The 17505-nt window shown below is 73.5% G+C and carries 14 protein-coding genes; 5 read left to right on the forward strand and 9 right to left on the reverse strand.

Going from position 1 to position 17505, the window contains the following annotated elements; translation table 11 throughout:
- The first annotated feature begins 3 nt into the window (after positions 1-3).
- Complete coding sequence (locus tag SL103_RS17985) at positions 4-876, forward strand: HpcH/HpaI aldolase/citrate lyase family protein (RefSeq protein ID WP_033271053.1); 873 nt, start codon at positions 4-6, stop codon at positions 874-876.
- 132 nt (positions 877-1008) lie between these two features.
- Here SL103_RS17985 and SL103_RS17990 read toward each other — a convergent pair whose 3' ends face one another.
- Both SL103_RS17990 and SL103_RS17995 read right to left on the reverse strand, forming a co-directional pair.
- Positions 1009-1437: a tautomerase family protein gene (locus SL103_RS17990; RefSeq protein ID WP_069570024.1), complete on the reverse strand. Its 429-nt coding sequence runs from the start codon at positions 1435-1437 to the stop codon at positions 1009-1011.
- Between the two features lie 147 nt (positions 1438-1584).
- Positions 1585-2832 (reverse strand): aromatic acid exporter family protein, encoded by a 1248-nt coding sequence (locus tag SL103_RS17995; RefSeq protein WP_069570025.1) that lies wholly within the window; start codon positions 2830-2832, stop codon positions 1585-1587.
- Positions 2833-2979: 147 nt separating this feature from the next.
- Here SL103_RS17995 and SL103_RS18000 point away from each other — a divergent pair, with 147 nt between their 5' ends.
- The gene (locus SL103_RS18000) at positions 2980-4668 is read left to right on the forward strand and encodes a N,N-dimethylformamidase beta subunit family domain-containing protein (RefSeq protein ID WP_244303949.1); all 1689 of its coding nucleotides are present in this window, start codon (positions 2980-2982) and stop codon (positions 4666-4668) included.
- On the opposite strand, the gene SL103_RS18005 is transcribed toward SL103_RS18000, so the two are convergent.
- From SL103_RS18005 to SL103_RS18025, 5 genes are all read right to left on the reverse strand, one after another.
- Complete coding sequence (locus tag SL103_RS18005; protein ID WP_069570026.1) at positions 4589-5263, reverse strand: response regulator; 675 nt, start codon at positions 5261-5263, stop codon at positions 4589-4591. The two genes, SL103_RS18000 and SL103_RS18005, sit on opposite strands and share 80 nt — an antisense overlap.
- Positions 5260-6588, reverse strand: a complete 1329-nt coding sequence (locus SL103_RS18010; protein ID WP_069570027.1) for a sensor histidine kinase — start codon at positions 6586-6588, stop codon at positions 5260-5262. The genes SL103_RS18005 and SL103_RS18010 overlap by 4 nt, the downstream gene beginning before the upstream one ends.
- 10 nt (positions 6589-6598) lie before the next feature.
- Positions 6599-7768, reverse strand: a complete 1170-nt coding sequence (locus SL103_RS18015) for an acyltransferase family protein (RefSeq protein WP_069573861.1) — start codon at positions 7766-7768, stop codon at positions 6599-6601.
- Positions 7761-8732 carry an alpha/beta hydrolase gene (locus SL103_RS18020; RefSeq protein WP_069573862.1) on the reverse strand — a complete coding sequence of 324 codons (972 nt, stop codon included), beginning with the start codon at positions 8730-8732 and terminating at the stop codon, positions 7761-7763. Before SL103_RS18020 ends, SL103_RS18015 begins: the two co-directional genes overlap by 8 nt.
- 144 nt (positions 8733-8876) lie before the next feature.
- Complete coding sequence (locus tag SL103_RS18025) at positions 8877-10697, reverse strand: TIGR03767 family metallophosphoesterase (RefSeq protein ID WP_069570028.1); 1821 nt, start codon at positions 10695-10697, stop codon at positions 8877-8879.
- Between the two features lie 499 nt (positions 10698-11196).
- On the opposite strand from SL103_RS18025, the gene SL103_RS18030 reads away from it, so the two are divergent.
- From SL103_RS18030 to SL103_RS18040, 3 genes are all read left to right on the forward strand, one after another.
- The gene (locus SL103_RS18030; RefSeq protein ID WP_069570029.1) at positions 11197-13449 is read left to right on the forward strand and encodes a HelD family protein; all 2253 of its coding nucleotides are present in this window, start codon (positions 11197-11199) and stop codon (positions 13447-13449) included.
- 212 nt (positions 13450-13661) lie between these two features.
- Positions 13662-14081, forward strand: a complete 420-nt coding sequence (locus tag SL103_RS18035) for a YciI family protein (RefSeq protein WP_069570030.1) — start codon at positions 13662-13664, stop codon at positions 14079-14081.
- Positions 14078-15292 carry an RNA polymerase sigma factor gene (locus tag SL103_RS18040; protein WP_069570031.1) on the forward strand — a complete coding sequence of 405 codons (1215 nt, stop codon included), beginning with the start codon at positions 14078-14080 and terminating at the stop codon, positions 15290-15292. Before SL103_RS18035 ends, SL103_RS18040 begins: the two co-directional genes overlap by 4 nt.
- Before the next feature lie 39 nt (positions 15293-15331).
- Here the strand turns inward: SL103_RS18040 and SL103_RS18045 are convergent, their stop codons facing one another.
- Both SL103_RS18045 and SL103_RS18050 read right to left on the reverse strand, forming a co-directional pair.
- Positions 15332-16024: a hypothetical protein gene (locus SL103_RS18045; protein ID WP_069570032.1), complete on the reverse strand. Its 693-nt coding sequence runs from the start codon at positions 16022-16024 to the stop codon at positions 15332-15334.
- 114 nt (positions 16025-16138) lie between these two features.
- Entirely contained in the window at positions 16139-17488 is a 1350-nt protein-coding gene (locus tag SL103_RS18050) for an MFS transporter (protein WP_079145812.1), read from the reverse strand.
- Between the last annotated feature and the right edge of the window lie 17 nt (positions 17489-17505).

Consider the following 17505-nt stretch of genomic DNA (forward strand, 5'->3'; position numbering starts at 1 on the left):
CCCATGTCCGACGCGACCCTGCGGCCGCGCCGCTCCGTGCTCTACATGCCCGGTGCCAACGAACGCGCCCTGGAGAAGGCCAAGTCCCTCCCCACCGACGCACTGATCCTCGACCTGGAGGACGCCGTCGCCCCCGACGCCAAGGCCGACGCCCGCAAGCGCGTCGCGGCCGCCGCGGCCTCGGGGGAGTACGGCTACCGCGAGGTGACGATCCGGGTCAACGCGCCGGGCACCGCCTGGCACGCCGACGACCTCCGGGCCGCCGCCGAGGCCGGCCCGGACGCGGTCGTGGTGCCCAAGGTGGAGTCCGCCGACACCGTGCGGGAGGTCGAACGCGCCCTGGAGGCGGCCGGCGCCCCGGACCGTACGGCCATCTGGGCGATGGTCGAGACGCCGCGCGCGATGCTGGACGCGCGGGCGGTGGCCGCCGCCAGCGAACGGCTGACCGTGCTGGTGATGGGCACCAACGACCTGGCCAAGGAACTCCACGCGGAGCACGTCCCCGGCCGGGCCCCGCTGCTCACCGGACTGTCGCTGGCGCTCCTGGGTGCCCGCGACGCGGGCAAGGTCATCCTGGACGGCGTCTACAACGACGTGAAGGACCCCGAGGGGTTCGAGGCGGAATGCGTCCAGGGGCGGCAGTTCGGGTTCGACGGCAAGACGCTCATCCACCCGTCGCAGGTCGAGCCCTGCAACCGGGTGTTCGCGCCGTCGGCCGACCAGATCGAGCGTTCGCGCCGGATCATCGAGGCTTTCGACGAGGCCACCCGTGAGGGACGCGGAGTCGTCACCGTCGACGGCCGGCTGATCGAGAATCTGCACGTCGAGGACGCCCGCCGGATCCTCGCCCTGGCCGAGGCGGTCGCCGGCCGGTGAACCGCCGGCACTGACCCGGCGTCACCGGCGCCTGCCGTGACACGTCACGTCTGACGCCGGGACCGTGCATGCCCGGTGCGTGATGCCTGGTGCGGAGACCCGCGCACCAGGCATCCGCCGTATCGACACCCTCTAGGCGTCGGTGAGGGGCGGCGACGCCGGGCCGGCCGCCCCGTCCGAAGTGAGGTATTGGGCCACGCCGTTGCCGAGCGACCAGTCGGCCGACTCGTTCTCGGTCACGGTGACGAAGACGTTGCGCGGCTCGGTCCCCGCGTACTCCTGGGCGCGTTCGGCGATCCGCCGGTACAGCGCCTTCTTCTGTTCGGGCGTGCGGCCGGAGCGCATCGTGATCGCGACGAACACCAGGCCGTCGTCGCGCCGGATGCCGAAGTAGTCGTCGTAGCGCAGCGTGCTGCGGGCGCCGTCGTGACCCACCAGCACCTGGAACCGGTCGTCGGGCGGGATGCCGATCGTCTCCACCAGCGCGTCGTGCACGGCGCGGCCGAGTGCGTCGAGCCGGGCGCTGTCGGTCCCCTGGGCGTCGATACGGACAAAGGGCATGTCGGAGGTTCTCCTTCCGGACGGGGTGTGACGGGGTGTTCCGTCGCCCGTGATCGTACATACTAGTAGGTACAGAGGTCGCCGGGGTCGCTGTGCGCGGCCGGAGTGCCCGCGCCACACCGCGAGTTGCTCCCGCCGAGCGGCGTCCTAGGACGGATCCACCGACAGCGTCTCGGAAGGAATGTCGCCGCGGCCGATCCGCAGCCGGCCGCGGAGCTTGGCCACCACGGAGTACTTCCCGCGCTGCTCGCGCCCCTGCCGGTTGAGTTCCTCCACCAGCCGTTCGGAGCGCTTCTCCACGTCCATCTCGTCCAGGATCCGGTCGACCTCCGCCAGCAGCGCGCCGTGCAGCTGCCACTCGCGGGGATGCTGCCGCACGCCGTCGAGCAGCAGGTGCGCCACCACCTCGCGGCTCTCCCGGCTGGCGGCCAGCTCCCGGACGAGCTGGCTCTCGGCCTCCTCGGCGTTCGCGCTGACCTGCGTGGTGATGAGGACGGCGAAACTCTCGACGGCGCGGGCCATGTGGCCGAACAGCTCCCGCAGCGCGCTGGCGATGTCCTCGGAGAAGAGCGGCTCGTCCGTCCGCGCCTTGGCGAGGTCGGTGAGCGTGCGGCAGACCGTACGGATCACCACCGCCGAGATCTCCAGGGTGTCCAGCCCGGTGCGCAGTACGACGCGGGAGAGCAGGCCCTCCTTGACGCGGGGGTTGAGCCGGAGGCTGTCCTCGGCCTGCCGCAGCGCCGCATCCACCTCCACCACGTCGTGGTCCAGCCGCCGCGCCTCGTGCAGCCGCTCCGCTGCCTCCGCCACGGTGGTGTGGCCGGTCACCTCGGCGCCGAGCTTCAGCAGCAGGTCCCGCATCCGGCGGGCGAGGGCCTCGATGGCCTCGCTGGCGGGCTGCACCCATACGGGCGGCACGAACAGCATGTTGAAGAGCAGTCCGACGACCGCCCCGATCAGTGTCTCCAGCACCCGGTCCCAGGCCGTCGCGGCCACCCGCGTCGTCGTCACCCCCAGCACCAGCATCGCGCTGATCGCCACCTCGGGGACGAACTCGCCGGCCTTGACGAAGCGCCCGATGACCAGCGACGCCAGGATGATCAGCCCCAGGCTCCACCAGGTCAGCCCCACCAGGGAGCTGAAACCGATGGCGATGACCACCCCCACCACCACGGCGTTCACCCTGCGCACGCTGGTGGTCAGGGTCGTGTACAGCGTGACCTGCACGACCAGCAGGGCGGTCAGCGGTGCGGTCAGCGGCGCCGGCTCGCTGCTCAGGGCCAGCGCGACGACGTACGAGATCACCGCGGCAATGGTCGAGCGGAAGGTCTGCGCGACCACGGGCTCGGTGTGCCGCCGGACGAGATCCAGCAGGGGGTCGGTAACTTCTCGCACCTTTTGTCTCCTTCCCACCTTTCGCCTCAGGAGCAACATCGACGGCCGCCGTACCCGCATTCGGGTGCCCCGGGTCGTCCGCCGGCGCGCCCGCCCCCACGATCGTTCTGACGGCAGGACGGACGGCGGGTGCGTGGGAGCGGTGCGATGGACGACGGCGCGGAGCACGGCAGGGACCGTGCGGCGGGCGGCGGTTCCGCGGGCGGTGGCCTGGACCGCCGGCACTTCCTCGGGGCCGCCGCGGCGGGCGCCGCCGGAGTCGCCGTCGGCAGCACCGCCGGCTGCGACACCACGGCCGGGAACCCCGGCGCGACCGGCACCCCCGGCGCCGGCCCCTCGGACCTCGCCGCGGAGCGCCGGCGCCCGGGCAGCCCCGACTGGCGGATCCGCTCGACCGGCCCGCCCGACGCCGTCGAGGGCTACACCGACAGGGCAAGCGTCCGGCCGGGGGAGGGGTTCGGGCTGTACGTGTCGACCACCGCCCCCGGCTTCCGCGTCTCCGCCTACCGGGTCGGCTGGTACGGCGGGGCCGAGGCCCGGCTCGTCTGGCGCTCGGGCCGGATCGCGGGACGGGCCCAGCGCCACCCGCACGTACTGCCCGGCATCCGCAGCGTACGGGCGGACTGGCCGCGGACCCTCGCCGTCCCCACCGACGGCTGGCCGCCGGGTGCCTATCTGCTCCGCCTGGACGCCGACCACGGTCACCAGCGCTATGTGCCGCTGGTCGTCCGCTCCGCCACCACCGCGGGCCGCACCGTCCTGATGCACGCCGTGGCGACCTGGCAGGCGTACAACAGGTGGGGCGGCTACAACCTCTACGCGGGTCAGGACGGCGGGTACGGGACGCGGTCGCTGGAAGTCAGCTTCGACCGGCCCTACGACGCCGACGGCGCCGAGAAGTTCCTGGTCTACGAGCGCGCGGTGGTGGTCCTCGCGGAACGGCTCGGGCTCCCCCTGGCCTACACCACCGGCCTGGACGTCCACCGCGACCCCTCGGCGCTGCGGGGCGCCACGGCGGTGCTGTCGCTCGGCCACGACGAGTACTGGACGCCGCAGCAGCGCCGGCACGTCACCCTGGCCCGCGACGCCGGCACCAACCTGGCCTTCCTGGGGGCCAACGCCTGCTTCCGCCGGGTCAGACTGGAGCCCGGCCCGTCCGGCGCGGTACGCACCGTCGTCTGCTACAAGACCGCCTACCGCGACGACCCGTACTTCGCCGCGCACCGCGACCAGCCGACCCACGACTTCCGCCAACCGCCCGCCGCCGCCCCGGAGTCCTCCCTCACCGGCGTCTTCTACGAGGGCTACCCGACCGACGCCCCCTACGTCGTGCACAACGCCGACCACTGGCTCTTCGCCGGCACCGGAGCCCGGCGCGGCGACTCCTTCGAGCATCTCGTCGGGGTGGAGTACGACCGGGTCACCCCCGACGCGCCCACCCCGTCGGCGCTGGAGATCATCGCGCACTCGCCGCTGGTCTGCGCGGGTCGCAGCAGCCACTCCGACTCCGCGTACTACACCGTGCCGAGCGGCGCCGGCGTCTTCTCCTCCGGGACGATGCGCTGGGTCGAGGGCCTGATGGCCGGAAGCCGTGCGGACGGCCGCGACCACGGCATGGACGCGCGCACCGGAGCGTTCGTCACCCGCACCACCGAGAACCTGCTGCGGGCCTTCGCGGAGGGGCCGGCCGCCCGGACCCGCCCGGGCCCACGGAGCAACGTGCGGAGCGTGTACCCCGTCCAGGGCGCCTCTGGCGTCAGTACCCGGCCGGGCGCACCAGCCCCGTCTCGTACGCGAACACCGCGGCCTGCGTCCGGTCGCGGAGGTTCAGTTTGACCAGGATCCGGCCCACATGCGTCTTGACGGTCTGCTCCGCCACCACGAGCCGTTCGGCTATCTCGCCGTTGGACAACCCCTGGGCGATCAGGGACAGCACCTCGGTCTCCCGCGCCGTCAGCTCGCCGACGCGTTCCCTCGCCGGCGCCCGCGGCGTACGGGTGATCCGGGAGAACTCGGCGATCAGCCGCTTGGTGACGTTCGGGGCGAGCAGCGCGTCACCGGACGCCACCACCCGCACCGCATGGGCGAGTTCGGCCGCCGAGGCGTCCTTCAGCAAGAAGCCCGAGGCGCCCGCGCGCAGCGCCTCGTAGACGTACTCGTCGAGGTCGAAGGTGGTCAGCACCAGGACCTTGACGGTGGCGTCGGCCGGCCCGGTGATCCGGCCGGTCGCCTCGATCCCGCCGAGCCGGGGCATCCGGACGTCCATCAGGACGACGTCCGGGGCGAGTTCGGCGACCTTGGCGATGGCGTCGAGGCCGTCCACGGCCTGGCCGACGACCTCGATGCCCGGCTCCGCGTTGAGCAGCACGGTGAACCCCTGGCGGACCATCACCTGGTCGTCGGCGATCAGCACGCGGATGGGGGTCGTCATGGGGTGTCCTCGAGGGGCGTGGGGGCGGCGGGTTGCGGGACGGCGACGGGCAGGACGGCGGTCACCTCGTAACCGCCGTCGGGCGTGGGGCCGGCGGCCAGCTCGCCGCCGAGCATGGCGGCGCGTTCGCGCATCCCCAGCAGCCCGTGCCCGGAACCGGACGGGGGCGGGGCCGGGCCGTCCGGGGCGGAATTGGTGATCCGCAGGGTGAGGCCCTCGTGGTGGTGGCCGACCGTCAACCGTACCGTCGCTCCCGGCGCGTGCCGCATCGCGTTGCTCAGCGCCTCCTGCACGATGCGGAACGCCGACAGCTCGACGCCGGGCGCGAGCGGACGCGGTGCGCCCACCGTCTCGGTGGTGACCGTGACCCCGGCGCCGCGCACCTTGCCGATCAGTTCGTCCAGCCGGTCGAGGGTGGGCTGCGGGGCATGCCGGACGCCGTGCGCCAGGGCGTCCTCCGAGCGCAGGACGCCCAGCACCCGCCGCAGTTCGGCCAGCGCCTCGACGGCGTTCTCCCGGATGCCCGCGAGGTTCTCCCGCAGCTCGTCCGACGGGTTCTCCACCAGGTGCGGGGCGACCTGCGCCTGGATGGAGATGACGGACATGTGGTGGGCCACCACGTCGTGCAGCTCCCGGGCGATCCGGTTGCGCTCCTCCAGCAGGGTGCGCCGGGCCCGCTCCTCGGCGGTGAGCACCTCCTGCTCCGTGAGCTTGGCCCGGGCCACCCAACGGCCGCGCAGCGCGGCGCCGACGACCACCGCGGTGACCGGAACCGGCACGGCACCGCCGAGGTCGTACTGGTGCGGCCGGGTGAGCACGAGCCCGCAGACCGCCCCCGCCACGAGGCTGAACACCAGGGCCTCGACCGCCACTCGGGGACGGTGCCGGAACGCGAGCAGGAACAGCACCCCGCCCTGCACGATGATCGCCGTCGACGACCACAAATAGAGCGCCTCGTGCGGAATGCGGGGATCCGTGCCCCAGGTGACGACGACCATCGTGACCGTGACCACCCACCAGGCGGGCACCGGCCGGAACATCGCGACGACGAGTGCCACCGCCTGACCCACGCCGATCAGCAAGGCGTAGGACGGATCCAGCCCGTAACGGGAGGAGAGCCAGTCCACGTCGAAAACGGCCACGCCCACGGCGGTCAGCACCCACAGCACCGCGAACGCCGGCAGCCAGTCCAGCCAGCTCGGCTCCTGGATGCGCGGCAGCGGAGCGCCCTTCAGCGTGCAGAGATCCTCGCGCAGCGTACGCGGCAGCGCCCGCAGCGCCGCCCCGAGCCGCCGCCACCCGCGCTTCCCACCCCCCGATTTCACGGAGGACACCTTAGACACGTCGGGCCCCCGCCACCGGGGCGGGCCGGTGTCCGGCCACCACCCGGCTGCCGCCGCGGTGTTGCCGCCGCCCCTGCTCGTACCGGCGGAACGCGGCCCAGCACACCAGCAGCGCGGCCGCGAACAGCGGCAGCCACGCGAGCCGGGCGAGCACCCAGCCGGCCCCGTCGGGCACGGTGTGCAGGCCGGGCAGCGGCTCACCGGCCAGCAGCCCGAGTGCCGTCACCGCCATCATCGCCGTCTGGTGCCACAGGAAGACCGTCATCGCCCAGAGGTTGACCAGCGCCACCGCGGCCCAGAGCGCCGGACGCCGCAGCACCCGCCGCAGCGGACCGACGAGCAGCAGGGCCGCCCCGCACTGCGCCAGCCCGAAGGTGACCGCCGCCAGGGTGGGCGGGTTGAGGTTGGAGACCGCGGCACCGGGCACCCCGACCATCGAGGCCGGATAGCCGCCGCACACGACGAGCCCGGCGGTGGCGACGGCGCCGCCGCCCAGCAGCCCCCACCCGGTCGTCCGGCTCCGCAGCCCGCCGCGCGCCCAGGCGGCCCCCAGGCAGTACGGGACCAGCCACCCGGCGGCCACATTGATCCAGCCCGGCCAGGCGGGCCCGCCCAGGCCGAACCGCACCAGATCGACGTGCAGGACGACGGCCAGCGGCCACAGCGGGTGCAGCCGGGCGACCAGCGGCGTCGCGGCCGTCAGTGCGGCGAAGACCAGCAGGAACCAGAGCGGGGACAGCACCAGCTTGCCCAGCGCGCCTACCGTCTCCAGCCCGGCGCCGGAGGCGAGCAGCGCCCCCGCGACCACGCTCCACACCGTCACCACGGCCGCGACGGGCCGGAACAGCCTGGTCAACCGGTCGCCCAACCACCGCCGGTACGACCCGCCCGCGGACCGGGCGGCGGCGTAACTGCGCGCCCCCACCTGCCCGCCCACCAGGAAGAAGACCGCCAGGGTCTGGAACACCCAGGAGACCGGGGCGAGTTGTGGCAGATAGTGCAGCGGACTCTCGGCGTGCACCCGGCCGCTGTCGGCGACCAGCGCGGTCACCAGCCAGTGCCCGAGCACCACGCCGAGGATCGCGACCGCGCGCAGGGCGTCGACGGCACGGTCACGGTCGGCGGGCGTGGCGGCGTCGATCCGCCGGACGAGGTCACGCAGCACGGTGGGCCTCCTCGACCGGGGCCCGCCCGGCGACGATCCGCGCGAGATTGGCCAGGGACAGCGAACCGGGCCGCAGGTAGTCGCTGTGCCCGCCGCCACCCGCGGCGAAGACCCGGGCCCCGAACTCCGGCGCGACCGGGTCGGTGCCCAACCCGACGGTGACGAAAGGGAGTTCCAGCTGCCCGTGTGGCACCTGCGCGATCCAGTCGTCCGTGCCCCGCCCGGCCCACACCCGCGCCCGCGTACGGAGCGCGGCGACGCTGTCGGCCCCGGCCCCCGGACTGCCGTACAGGACGAGGTCGTCCACCGCCAGCCCCGCCGCGGCCCGGCCGCACACCACGGACCCGTACGAGTGGCACAGCGCGACGATCCGCGCCGTACCCCGTACGGCCCTCAACTCCTGTACGAAGCGCCGCAGATGGGGGGCCACAGCGGTACCGAGGTCCGGCGACACCACCTCGGCGCTCAGCGTGCCCGGGGTCGCGTACCCCAGCCAGGCGATGACCGCCGACCGGCCGCCCAGCTCCCGTCGCAGCGCCGCCGCCCCGTCCCCGAGCCGCCCGTACCTGTCCAGGCTGGTATCCGATCCGGGCACCACCACGGCGATCCGCTCGGCCCGCGACAGATCGCCGAAGACCTCGGCGGTACGTCCGCCACCGCGCCCGTCGAAGGCGAGGAACTGCCGGGCCGGCGCCGCCATCGCCCGCAGCGCGGCAGCCCGCGCCCGGTCCCCGTGCCGGGCGGCCATCCGCGCCGCGGCGCGGATCCCGTCGCGGTTGACGGCGTACCGCTCGGCGAGCGTCCGGGGAGAGGCGTCCCGCAGCGGCCCGAGCGGCACCGGAACCGGCGCCGGAACGGCCGCGGGACGCGCCGCACCCGCAACGGGCACGGCCACCGAGGCAACGACAAGAACAGCAAGCAGAGTGCGCAGCAGACGTCTGCGACGCGGGCGGGACGCCATGGTCATCGGTCCTTCCGTACCGGAAGCCGGTCGAGCTTCCGCCACCAGAACCTATGAACCCCGCCCCGTCCCCCACGTCCCACCGTGGAGCTCATTCAACGGGTAGCTCTCAGGTAGGGGGGTAGGGGGTGCCGCCCGGCGCCCTCACCCCCGCCGCACCACCAGTTCGACGTTGCGGTCGGCTGCCGTGCCCGCCATCGCTTCGTGGACGGCGCCGGAGGGCAGGCCGGTGGCGAGGCCGGGGGTGTTGTAGGCCAGTTCGCGGTAGAGGGCGGCGAGGCCCACCGCGGACAGGTCGTCGAGGTCCGTGCGGTGCGGGGCCGCGGACTCCACGAGAGTGGCGAAGAGGGACACCGTGCCGTCGTGGTTGTCGACCAGCTCCAGGAGCCGGGCGTGCTGCGGGTAGTCGACGTGGGAGGCGGTGTTGACCTCCCAGAAGGAACGGGCGGGGGTGGGGTGGGCGTGCGGGGTGATGTGGTTGATGTGGCTGTGACCGTTGATCCAGGCCACCACGTTCGGGAAGCGGCTCAGCAGGGCGATGACCTCCGCGCCGTCGTGCCGGACCTCGTCGGTACGGGCCGCGTCCGGGCGCCGGGTCATGCTCGGACTGTGGTGGTGGCTGAAGACCAGGATGTGTGCGTCGTCGGCGCCGGGGTTGCGGACGAGACGGCCGTCCGCGTCGTAGTGGCGGGAACTGTGGGCCGCCAAGGTCGTTTCGAGCCAACGGAGTTGCTCGGTCCCGAGGGAGCCTTCGAAGTGGCCGCTGCGGTAGGTGGTGTCGATGCTGATGCCGACGACGCCGTCCGCGACGGGGAAGGAGTAGTACATCCGCTCGCCGTCCAGGTGATTCTCGGTGTACCCGTGGCCCGCCGGTCCCGCTCCGGCGAAGGCCGGGTTCAGGTGTGCGCGGAGGTAGTCGTGGGGGGTGACCAGCCGTCGGCGTTCATCGGCGGTCACGGTGCGCGCCCTGGCCGCGTTGTGGCTCAGGATCTCCTTGAAGACGGTGCTCTTGGGGTCGTCGCCGGTGTCCAGCACCTTGACGAAGGCCGCGACGTCGGTGTCCGGTATGGCGAACAGCTTGCGCGCGCCGACGATGTACTCGCCGAGTACGGGGTCGGCGGGGGCCAGGCAGCCGCCGGGCAGGTCGTCGTGGTTGCCGGGCGTCGAATACCAGGGGATGCGCAGGCCGGGGCTGGTGACGGGCCGGATCGCCGCGTCGAGGAAGCCGGGGATCTCCGGCAGGCCGCGTCTCTTGTCCTGGTCGCGCAGCGGCTGGTCGGGGTGCCAGTAGAGCGGCAGGCCGCAGTTCTGCACGCCTTCGTACGCGGCCGGATCGCCCGTGTTGGGGGTGATCCGCCCACCGCTCATCAGGGTGAGGAACCACTCCAGCTCGATCATGGAGTGGTTGTCGATGTTGTCGCCGGTGGACATGACGAAGGCCGGCGGCCGGCCGGTGTGCGGGCCGCCACCGAGGGCGTTGACCTGCTCCACGAGTGAGACCGCGCCGGCCACCGACAGGGCTTCCTGGGCCCGCCAGGACCCGGTCGACCCGGCGCGCAGGAACTCGGTCCGCAGCGGGCTCTGGACGTCGGCCACGTGCAGGTCGGTGAGCTGGACGAAGCACGCCAGCGCGGTCCTGCGGTCCTGGCGCCCGGACCGGGCGGCGGCGAGGTCGCCCCGGACGACCAGCGGCCAGCCGGGGCCGGAGGTGAGGCGCCGGTAGCCGCCGCTGCCGGCCAGCCGCGCCGTCGTGTCGAGCGTCGTGAGGCCGTACGGAGCGGCTCGTCCGGCGCCGCGGCGGGCCGGCGACGGAGCGGGCGCGGCCGCCGCGGGTCGGGCGCCCGGTTCCGGTGCGCCGCCGCGGCGCTGACCGGGAAGGGCGAATGCGGCGCCGGTTCCCGCGACGGCTGCGCCGGAAGTGAGGAGGAAGTTGCGACGGTTGGTGGGGGATGCGATACCGGCCATGGGGCCCTCCGTGCGGTGGCGGAGAGACCGGCCACCGCGGGTGTCACCAATCGGAATTTCTCATTCCGAAGCTTGCGCGGTGTGCGTGGCCGGCAGTTGAACGGGTCCGTAACGCGGAACGCCCATCATCCGTCGGCACGGTCCGCCCGACGGGCGACCCCGAATTGATCGACGGGCCGAAGTGAGCTGCGTCGGGTGACCGCCGTCACGGAGCGCGGGGCGCCCGGCTGACCGCCGTCGACCTGCGTCTGTTCGGGCGGCCCTGGTCGCGCGTGCCGGGTGCGGGGGAGGGGACCATGTGCGGTGCGCCGGAGCGGAGGCGCGAATTCCGGGGCCGCCGCAGCCGCGCCCCGGACAAGAAAAAAGCCCCGTGCCGAATTGACGGCCGGAGTGTATCTCTGCATATATTGAGGACTTCTATGTCTTGATTGCCTTCAAGATGTAGCCCCAATTTCAATTCGAATCGTATCCGAGCGGAGCTGAATTGTCAAACGAGGAATTGCGGCACGAGCAGGAATTCACCGACCTGCTCTATGAGCGCCTCGCCGAAATGCAGGCCGGCGCCGCCACGGCGGTGCACGACGCCCTGCCGTTGGAAGGGCGCAACGCCCAGGCCCGGCTGGAACGCGATGTGTCGGTGACCGAGCAGTCCGCTCTGCTGGCCGCCCTCGAAGCGGGGGAGAACGGCCTGTGCTTCGGCCGGCTGGCTTTCCGTGACGGCCGCGACCACCACATCGGCCGAATCGGCATCCGGCGCGACGACCCGGAGCGCACCCCGCTCGTCCTCGACTGGCGGGCCGAGGTCGCGCGCCCGTTCTACCTCGCGACCGGGCACACCCCGATGGGGCTGCGCCGCAGGCGCCACCTCACGACCGAAGGCCGCCGGGTCACCGCCCTGCACGACGAAATCCTGGACCTCACCGATACCGAACGCACCGGCCACGAGGGCGCCGACGCGGACGCCGTACTGCTGGCCGCGCTGGACACCGCGCGCACCGGGCGGATGCACGACATCGTGCAGACCATCCAGGCCGAGCAGGACGCCATCATCCGCGCCCCGCAGCACGGTGTCCTGGTCGTCGAGGGCGGCCCCGGCACCGGCAAGACCGTCGTCGCGCTGCACCGCGCGGCCTACCTCCTCTACGCGCACCGGGAACAACTGGCCCGCCGCGCCGTGCTGATCGTCGGCCCCAACCCGGCCTTCCTCGGCTACATCTCGGAGGTGCTGCCCGCGCTCGGCGAGACGGGCGTACTGCTCGCCACGCCCGGTGAGCTGTTCCCCGGGGTGACCCCCACCGCGACGGACACCCCCGAGGCGGCCGCGGTCAAGGGCGGTACGGCGATGGCCGACGCCCTGGCGCTCTTCGTCCGCGACCGGCAGACGCTGCCCGACGGCGTGCTCGCGATCGACCACGACGAGGGCGAACTGCTGCTGGACGCGGAGATCGCGGACGAGGCACGGCGGCAGGCCCGCGAGACGCGGCTGCCGCACAATCTCGCCCGCCCGCACTTCGCGTTCCGCGTCATCGACGCGCTCACCGCGCAGCTGGTCGACAGGATCGGCGCGGACCCTTACGGCGGCCCCAACCTGCTCGGCCCCGACGACATCGCCCAGCTCGGCAAGTCCATCGCCACCAGCCCCGAAGTGCACCGCGCCATCGAGGAGCTGTGGCCCGCCCTCACTCCCCAGCAGCTGGTCGAGGACTTCCTCACGGAACCCGTCCACCTCCCGCAGGCGGACGCCCGGACGATCCGCCGCACCGGCGGCGGCTGGACCCCCGCCGACATCCCGCTGCTGGACGAGGCCGCCGAACTCCTCGGTGCGGACGACTCGGCGGCCCGCGCCGCCGCCGAGGCCGAACGCCAGGAGCGGATCGCCTACGCACAGGGCGTGCTCGACCTCTCGTACGGCTCCCGCACCCAGGAGTTCGAGGACCGGGACGACGAGGAGTCGGAGGTGCTGGCCGCCCACGACCTCGTCGACGCGGAACGGCTCGCCGACCGGCAGGAGGAGGCCGACCACCGCAGCGCCGCCGAACGCGCGGCGGCCGACCGCACCTGGGCCTTCGGCCACATCATCGTGGACGAGGCGCAGGAGCTGTCGCCGATGGTCTGGCGGCTGCTGATGCGCCGCTGCCCGACCCGCTCGATGACCCTGGTCGGCGACCCGGCACAGACCGCTGAGCCGGGCGGCTGCGGTGCCTGGGAGAAGATCCTCGCGCCGTACGTCGACGAGCGCTGGCACCACGTCCGGCTGGGCGTCAACTACCGCACACCGACCGAGATCATGGAGGTCGCGGCGCAGGTGCCGGGTGCCGTCGACCCCGCGTTCCAGCCGCCGCGCTCGATCCGCTCGACGGGCGTACGGCCCTGGGAGCAGCACGCCGACGACCTGCCCGGTGCGGTGGCGGCCGCGGTCGCGCGGGAGAGCGAAGGGACCGGACGCCTCGCGGTGATCGCCCCGCGCGACCGCCACGACGCCCTGGTCCCCGCGCTCCCGGACGCCTCCACGGGCCCGGCCCCGGATCTGACCAGCCCGGTCGTCCTGATCGATCCCAGACAGGCCAAGGGGCTGGAGTTCGACACGGTGATCGTGGCGGAGCCGCAGGAGCTGGGCGTCAGCGACCTGTACGTCGCGCTCACCCGGGCGACACAGCGGCTGGGCGTGATCCATACGGCTCCGCTGCCCCCGGCGCTGGAGACGGGACTCCGGACGCTGCCGGAGCACGCCGGCGCCACAGCCACCCGGTGAGCCGGCCCGCGGGGCGCCGCCCCGCCCCGGGATGACCGGGGCGCGCGGCTCCCCGCCGGCAGCGCGTCGCCCCGGCCCACGGGACGGCTCACCCCGGCCCGTCCACACGAGCCAAAAAATGTTCCGACCGCGATGTCGAGAATCCGTGACCTGCTCCGTCCCCGGGGTGAACGCGACCACAATGGGTCGCACCAGCACCGAGGAGAACCACGATGGCCAAGTACCTGCTGCTCAAGCACTACCGCGGCGCCCCGGCTCCGGCCAACGACGTGCCCATGGACAAGTGGACGCCGGAGGAGGTCTCGGCCCACGTGCAGTACATGCGCGACTTCGCGGCCCGGCTCGAGGAGACCGGCGAGTTCATCGACGGTCAGGCGCTCGCTCCCGAGGGCACCTGGGTCCGCTACGACGGCGAGGGACGCCCGCCGGTCACCGACGGCCCGTTCGCCGAGACCAAGGACCTCATCGCCGGCTGGATGGTGATCGACGTCGACAGCTACGAGCGCGCCGTCGAGCTGGCCGGGGAGCTGTCGGCCGCTCCCGGCGCCGGCGGGAAGCCGATCCACGAGTGGCTGGAGGTACGCCCGTTCCTCGCCGCGCCGCCCACCGTCCCGGAGTGCCCGCACCGATGAACGAGGCCCTGCTGAGGCGCCTCACCCCGAGCGTGCTCGCCGTCCTCGTCCGCCGCGGAGCCGACTTCGCGGCGGCCGAGGACGCCGTGCAGGACGCGCTGGTCGAGGCGGTCCGCGGCTGGCCGGCCGACCCTCCGCGGGACCCCAAGGGCTGGCTGATCACCGTGGCCTGGCGCAAGTTCCTCGACGCGACCCGGGCGGATGCCGCCCGCCGCCGGCGTGAGGACCTCGTCGAGGAGGAGCCGCAGCCCGGGCCGGTGCCCGCGGTGGACGACACGCTCCAGCTCTACTTCCTGTGTGCCCACCCGTCGCTGACGCCGTCGTCCGCGGTCGCGCTCACGCTGCGCGCCGTCGGCGGGCTGACCACCCGCCAGATCGCCCAGGCATACCTGGTGCCCGAGGCGACCATGGCGCAGCGCATCAGCCGTGCCAAGCGCACCGTCTCCGGCGAGGGGGCATCCCCTGCGCCGGTGAAGCCGGGAGCTCGGGGAAGGTTCGACCGGCCCGGCGACGTCGCCACCGTGCTGCGCGTCCTCTACCTGGTCTTCAACGAGGGCTACTCCGGCGACGTCGACCTCGCCGCCGAGGCCATCCGGCTCACCCGGCAGCTCGCGGCCCAGTTCGACCACCCCGAGGTGGCGGGACTGCTCGCCCTCATGTTGCTCCACCACGCCCGGCGCGCCACCCGCACCGCGCCCGACGGCAGCCTGGTGCCGCTCGCCGAGCAGGACCGCTCCCGGTGGGACACGACGTTGATCGCGGAGGGCGTCGAGATCCTGCAGGCGGCCCTCGCCCGCGACCGGCTCGGTGAGTTCCAGGCCCAGGCGGCCATCGCGGCACTGCACGCCGACGCGCCCACCGCCGAGGAGACCGACTGGGTGCAGATCGTCGAGTGGTACGACGAGCTCGCCCGCCTGACCGACAGCCCGGTGGTGCGCCTCAACCGCGCCGTCGCCGTGGGCGAGGCCGACGGACCACGCGCCGGCCTGGCGGCACTGGCCGCGCTGGACACCTCCTCCACGAGCTCCTCGGGCAAGGGAAGCCCGCTGCCCCGCTACACCGCGGTGGCGGCGTACCTCCACGAGCGCGACGGCGATCTGGCGACGGCGGCACGGCTGTACGCCGAGGCGGCCCGGAAGGCGCCCAGCCTCGCCGAACGCGATTACCTGATGCGCCAGGCCGCCCGGCTCAACACCCGCCGCGCCCGCTGACGCCCCGTCCGCGGCGGACCCTGTGGGCAGCCGGCCGGGCTACCCGAGATTGAGCGCGGTGCGGAGGTCGGCCGACCGGTCGAGCCAGGCGACGATGCGGGCGTGCAGCAGCGTCCGGTGGCCGGTGAAGCAGTGGGTGCCGAGGGCGGCGTCGAGCCGGGCGGCGGAGGGCGTGGCCCTGATGGTGAGGTTCACCCGCAGCGAGCGCGTCTTTGTCCGGAGGACCGCTCGTGTGGTGGGGCGGGCGAAGGTGCCGAGCGTGAACCGGGTGCCGTTGTGCAGGGCGGCGGTCAGGGTGCCGTGGCCGAGATCCAGCTCGAAGCGGGTGATCTTGACGGCCTTCGGGGACTTCGCAGCGTGCGTACGCGAGGTTTCGCCGGTGCCGGACCCGGTGGCGACCAGGGCCAGGCCGGCCCTGCCGAACCGCAGGTCACCGCCCAGTTTGCCGCCGCTGTTGGTGACCGCACCGCCGGTGATCCGCAGCGTCGTTCCGCCGCCGGAGTGGCCCCGCGGGCCGACCCTCCCCTTCGCGTCGAGGCTCGTGACCACCACGCCGTCGTCCTTGAGCGCGCTGCGGAGATCGGGGGACAGCCGGAGGCGGGCCGAGCCCCGTTCGACGGGGACCTCGGTGCTGCCGGCCGGCAGGTCGGGGTGTGCCGGGGCCGCCGCGACGGCGGGTACGGCGGACGCCAGCACGAGAGCGGCGGCCGCGGCGAGATGGCGAGCGGGCATGCGTGGTCCTTTCGCTGCTGGTGCGGTGCGCCCGGAGGGCCCGGGGACCACGCACCTGTGAGCGCGCGGTCACCCGACGTCCCCATCATGGAGCCAAGCGCCGCCCTCCGCCGGTCAGCGGCGGCCCGCGGACAGCTCCGCACCGGCGGGTGCGGCCGGCGCCCCGCCAGGAGCGGTGAACTCCGGGTCCGGTTCCAGGAAGCGGATCGCGACCGCGGTGGCCAGATGCAGGCCCGCGAAGATCCAGACGATGCCGGCCACGCCGAACGGCCCGAGGGCGAGTGCGACCACGGCCGGTCCGGCGAAGGTGCTGGCCCCGGCACCCAGGTTGAGCGCGGACATCGCCTGTCCCTTGTGGCGCGGTGCCAGCGCCGGGACGAGCGCGGAGATCGGGACGTATCCGGCCAGGGCGATGCCGTACAGGGCGGCCACCGCTGCCGAGGCGGCGAAGTCGGGGCCGGCCGCGAGCGGTACGAAGTACAGCGCCAGACAGGTCACCGCGCAGGCCACGGCGCCGAACCAGGTCATGGTGCGCTGCCACCCGAGCCGGTCGCCGACGGCACCGAAGAACAGGTTGGCGAAGATGTTCGCGGTGAACATCACGCTCAGCAGCCGCAGCCAGGCCGACGTGGTGAAGCCGACCGTCTCGGTGAAGAAGAACGGCATGCAGACCAGGAAGCCGAACTGCGAACCGGTGCTGAACACCCGGACCGCCGCACCGACGGCCACCCGGGGCCGCCGCCGCATGATCGAGACGCTGCCCGCAAGCGTCGCCAGCGGCCGTTCGCCGGGCGGCGCGAGCCGCGAGCGGCCGGTGGGCTCGCGCACCAGGAACAGGGCGAGCAGACCGCCGAGCGTCACCAGACCGAGTGCGCACCACAGCGTGCGGTACGAGCCGACCTGCGGAATCGTCGCGCTGGCCAGCAACGAGCCGAGCGTCGGCAGCCCACCGGTGAAGGCGAACCAGTACCAGCCGACGGCGGTCCCCAGCCGCTGCGGTGCGGTCGCGGCGGTCACCCACACCAGGAACCCGTACGCGAACAGCGGATACCCGAAGCCGCGCAGCCCGTAGATGAGCAGCAGCAGTGGATAGTTCATCGCCGGCAGTGCCACCGTCAGCAGCAGCACCTGGAAGACGAGCCAGACGGCGAAGCCGGCGATCATCACCCGTCGCGGGCCCCAGAGGTCCGACAGGGCGCCCGAGAGCCAGGCGCCGACCGCGACGGTGATGCCGTAGACCGCGATCACGACCGCCGCGTCGGCCCTGGCCAGGCCGTGGTCGGCCAGGTACTTCGAGAAGAAGCCGGTCTCCACGCCGTCGCCAGTCATGAACAGCAGGACGCCGACGAAGCCCCAGGTGAGGGCCGGGGGGATGCCCAGCCGCTCGACGGGGGAGCGGCGGCGTCCGGGCGGTGCCGTGGCAGCCGGCCCCGTTGTCGGGCCGGGGCGGGCGGGGCTGGGCATGGGGCCTCCAGGGGGCG

Source organism: Streptomyces lydicus, from assembly GCF_001729485.1.
Lineage (GTDB): Bacteria > Actinomycetota > Actinomycetes > Streptomycetales > Streptomycetaceae > Streptomyces > Streptomyces lydicus_D.

Excerpts from the sequence above, each read along its gene's own strand:
- SL103_RS17985 (WP_033271053.1), top strand. The coding sequence starts at position 4 with ATGTCCGACGCGACCCTGCGGCCGCGCCGCTCCGTGCTCTACATGCCC.
- SL103_RS17990 (WP_069570024.1), bottom strand. The coding sequence starts at position 1,437 with ATGCCCTTTGTCCGTATCGACGCCCAGGGGACCGACAGCGCCCGGCTC.
- SL103_RS18000 (WP_244303949.1), top strand. The coding sequence starts at position 2,980 with ATGGACGACGGCGCGGAGCACGGCAGGGACCGTGCGGCGGGCGGCGGT.
- SL103_RS18005 (WP_069570026.1), bottom strand. The coding sequence starts at position 5,263 with ATGACGACCCCCATCCGCGTGCTGATCGCCGACGACCAGGTGATGGTC.
- SL103_RS18020 (WP_069573862.1), bottom strand. The coding sequence starts at position 8,732 with ATGGCGTCCCGCCCGCGTCGCAGACGTCTGCTGCGCACTCTGCTTGCT.
- SL103_RS18025 (WP_069570028.1), bottom strand. The coding sequence starts at position 10,697 with ATGGCCGGTATCGCATCCCCCACCAACCGTCGCAACTTCCTCCTCACT.
- SL103_RS18035 (WP_069570030.1), top strand. The coding sequence starts at position 13,662 with ATGGCCAAGTACCTGCTGCTCAAGCACTACCGCGGCGCCCCGGCTCCG.
- SL103_RS18040 (WP_069570031.1), top strand. The coding sequence starts at position 14,078 with ATGAACGAGGCCCTGCTGAGGCGCCTCACCCCGAGCGTGCTCGCCGTC.
- SL103_RS18045 (WP_069570032.1), bottom strand. The coding sequence starts at position 16,024 with ATGCCCGCTCGCCATCTCGCCGCGGCCGCCGCTCTCGTGCTGGCGTCC.
- SL103_RS18050 (WP_079145812.1), bottom strand. The coding sequence starts at position 17,488 with ATGCCCAGCCCCGCCCGCCCCGGCCCGACAACGGGGCCGGCTGCCACG.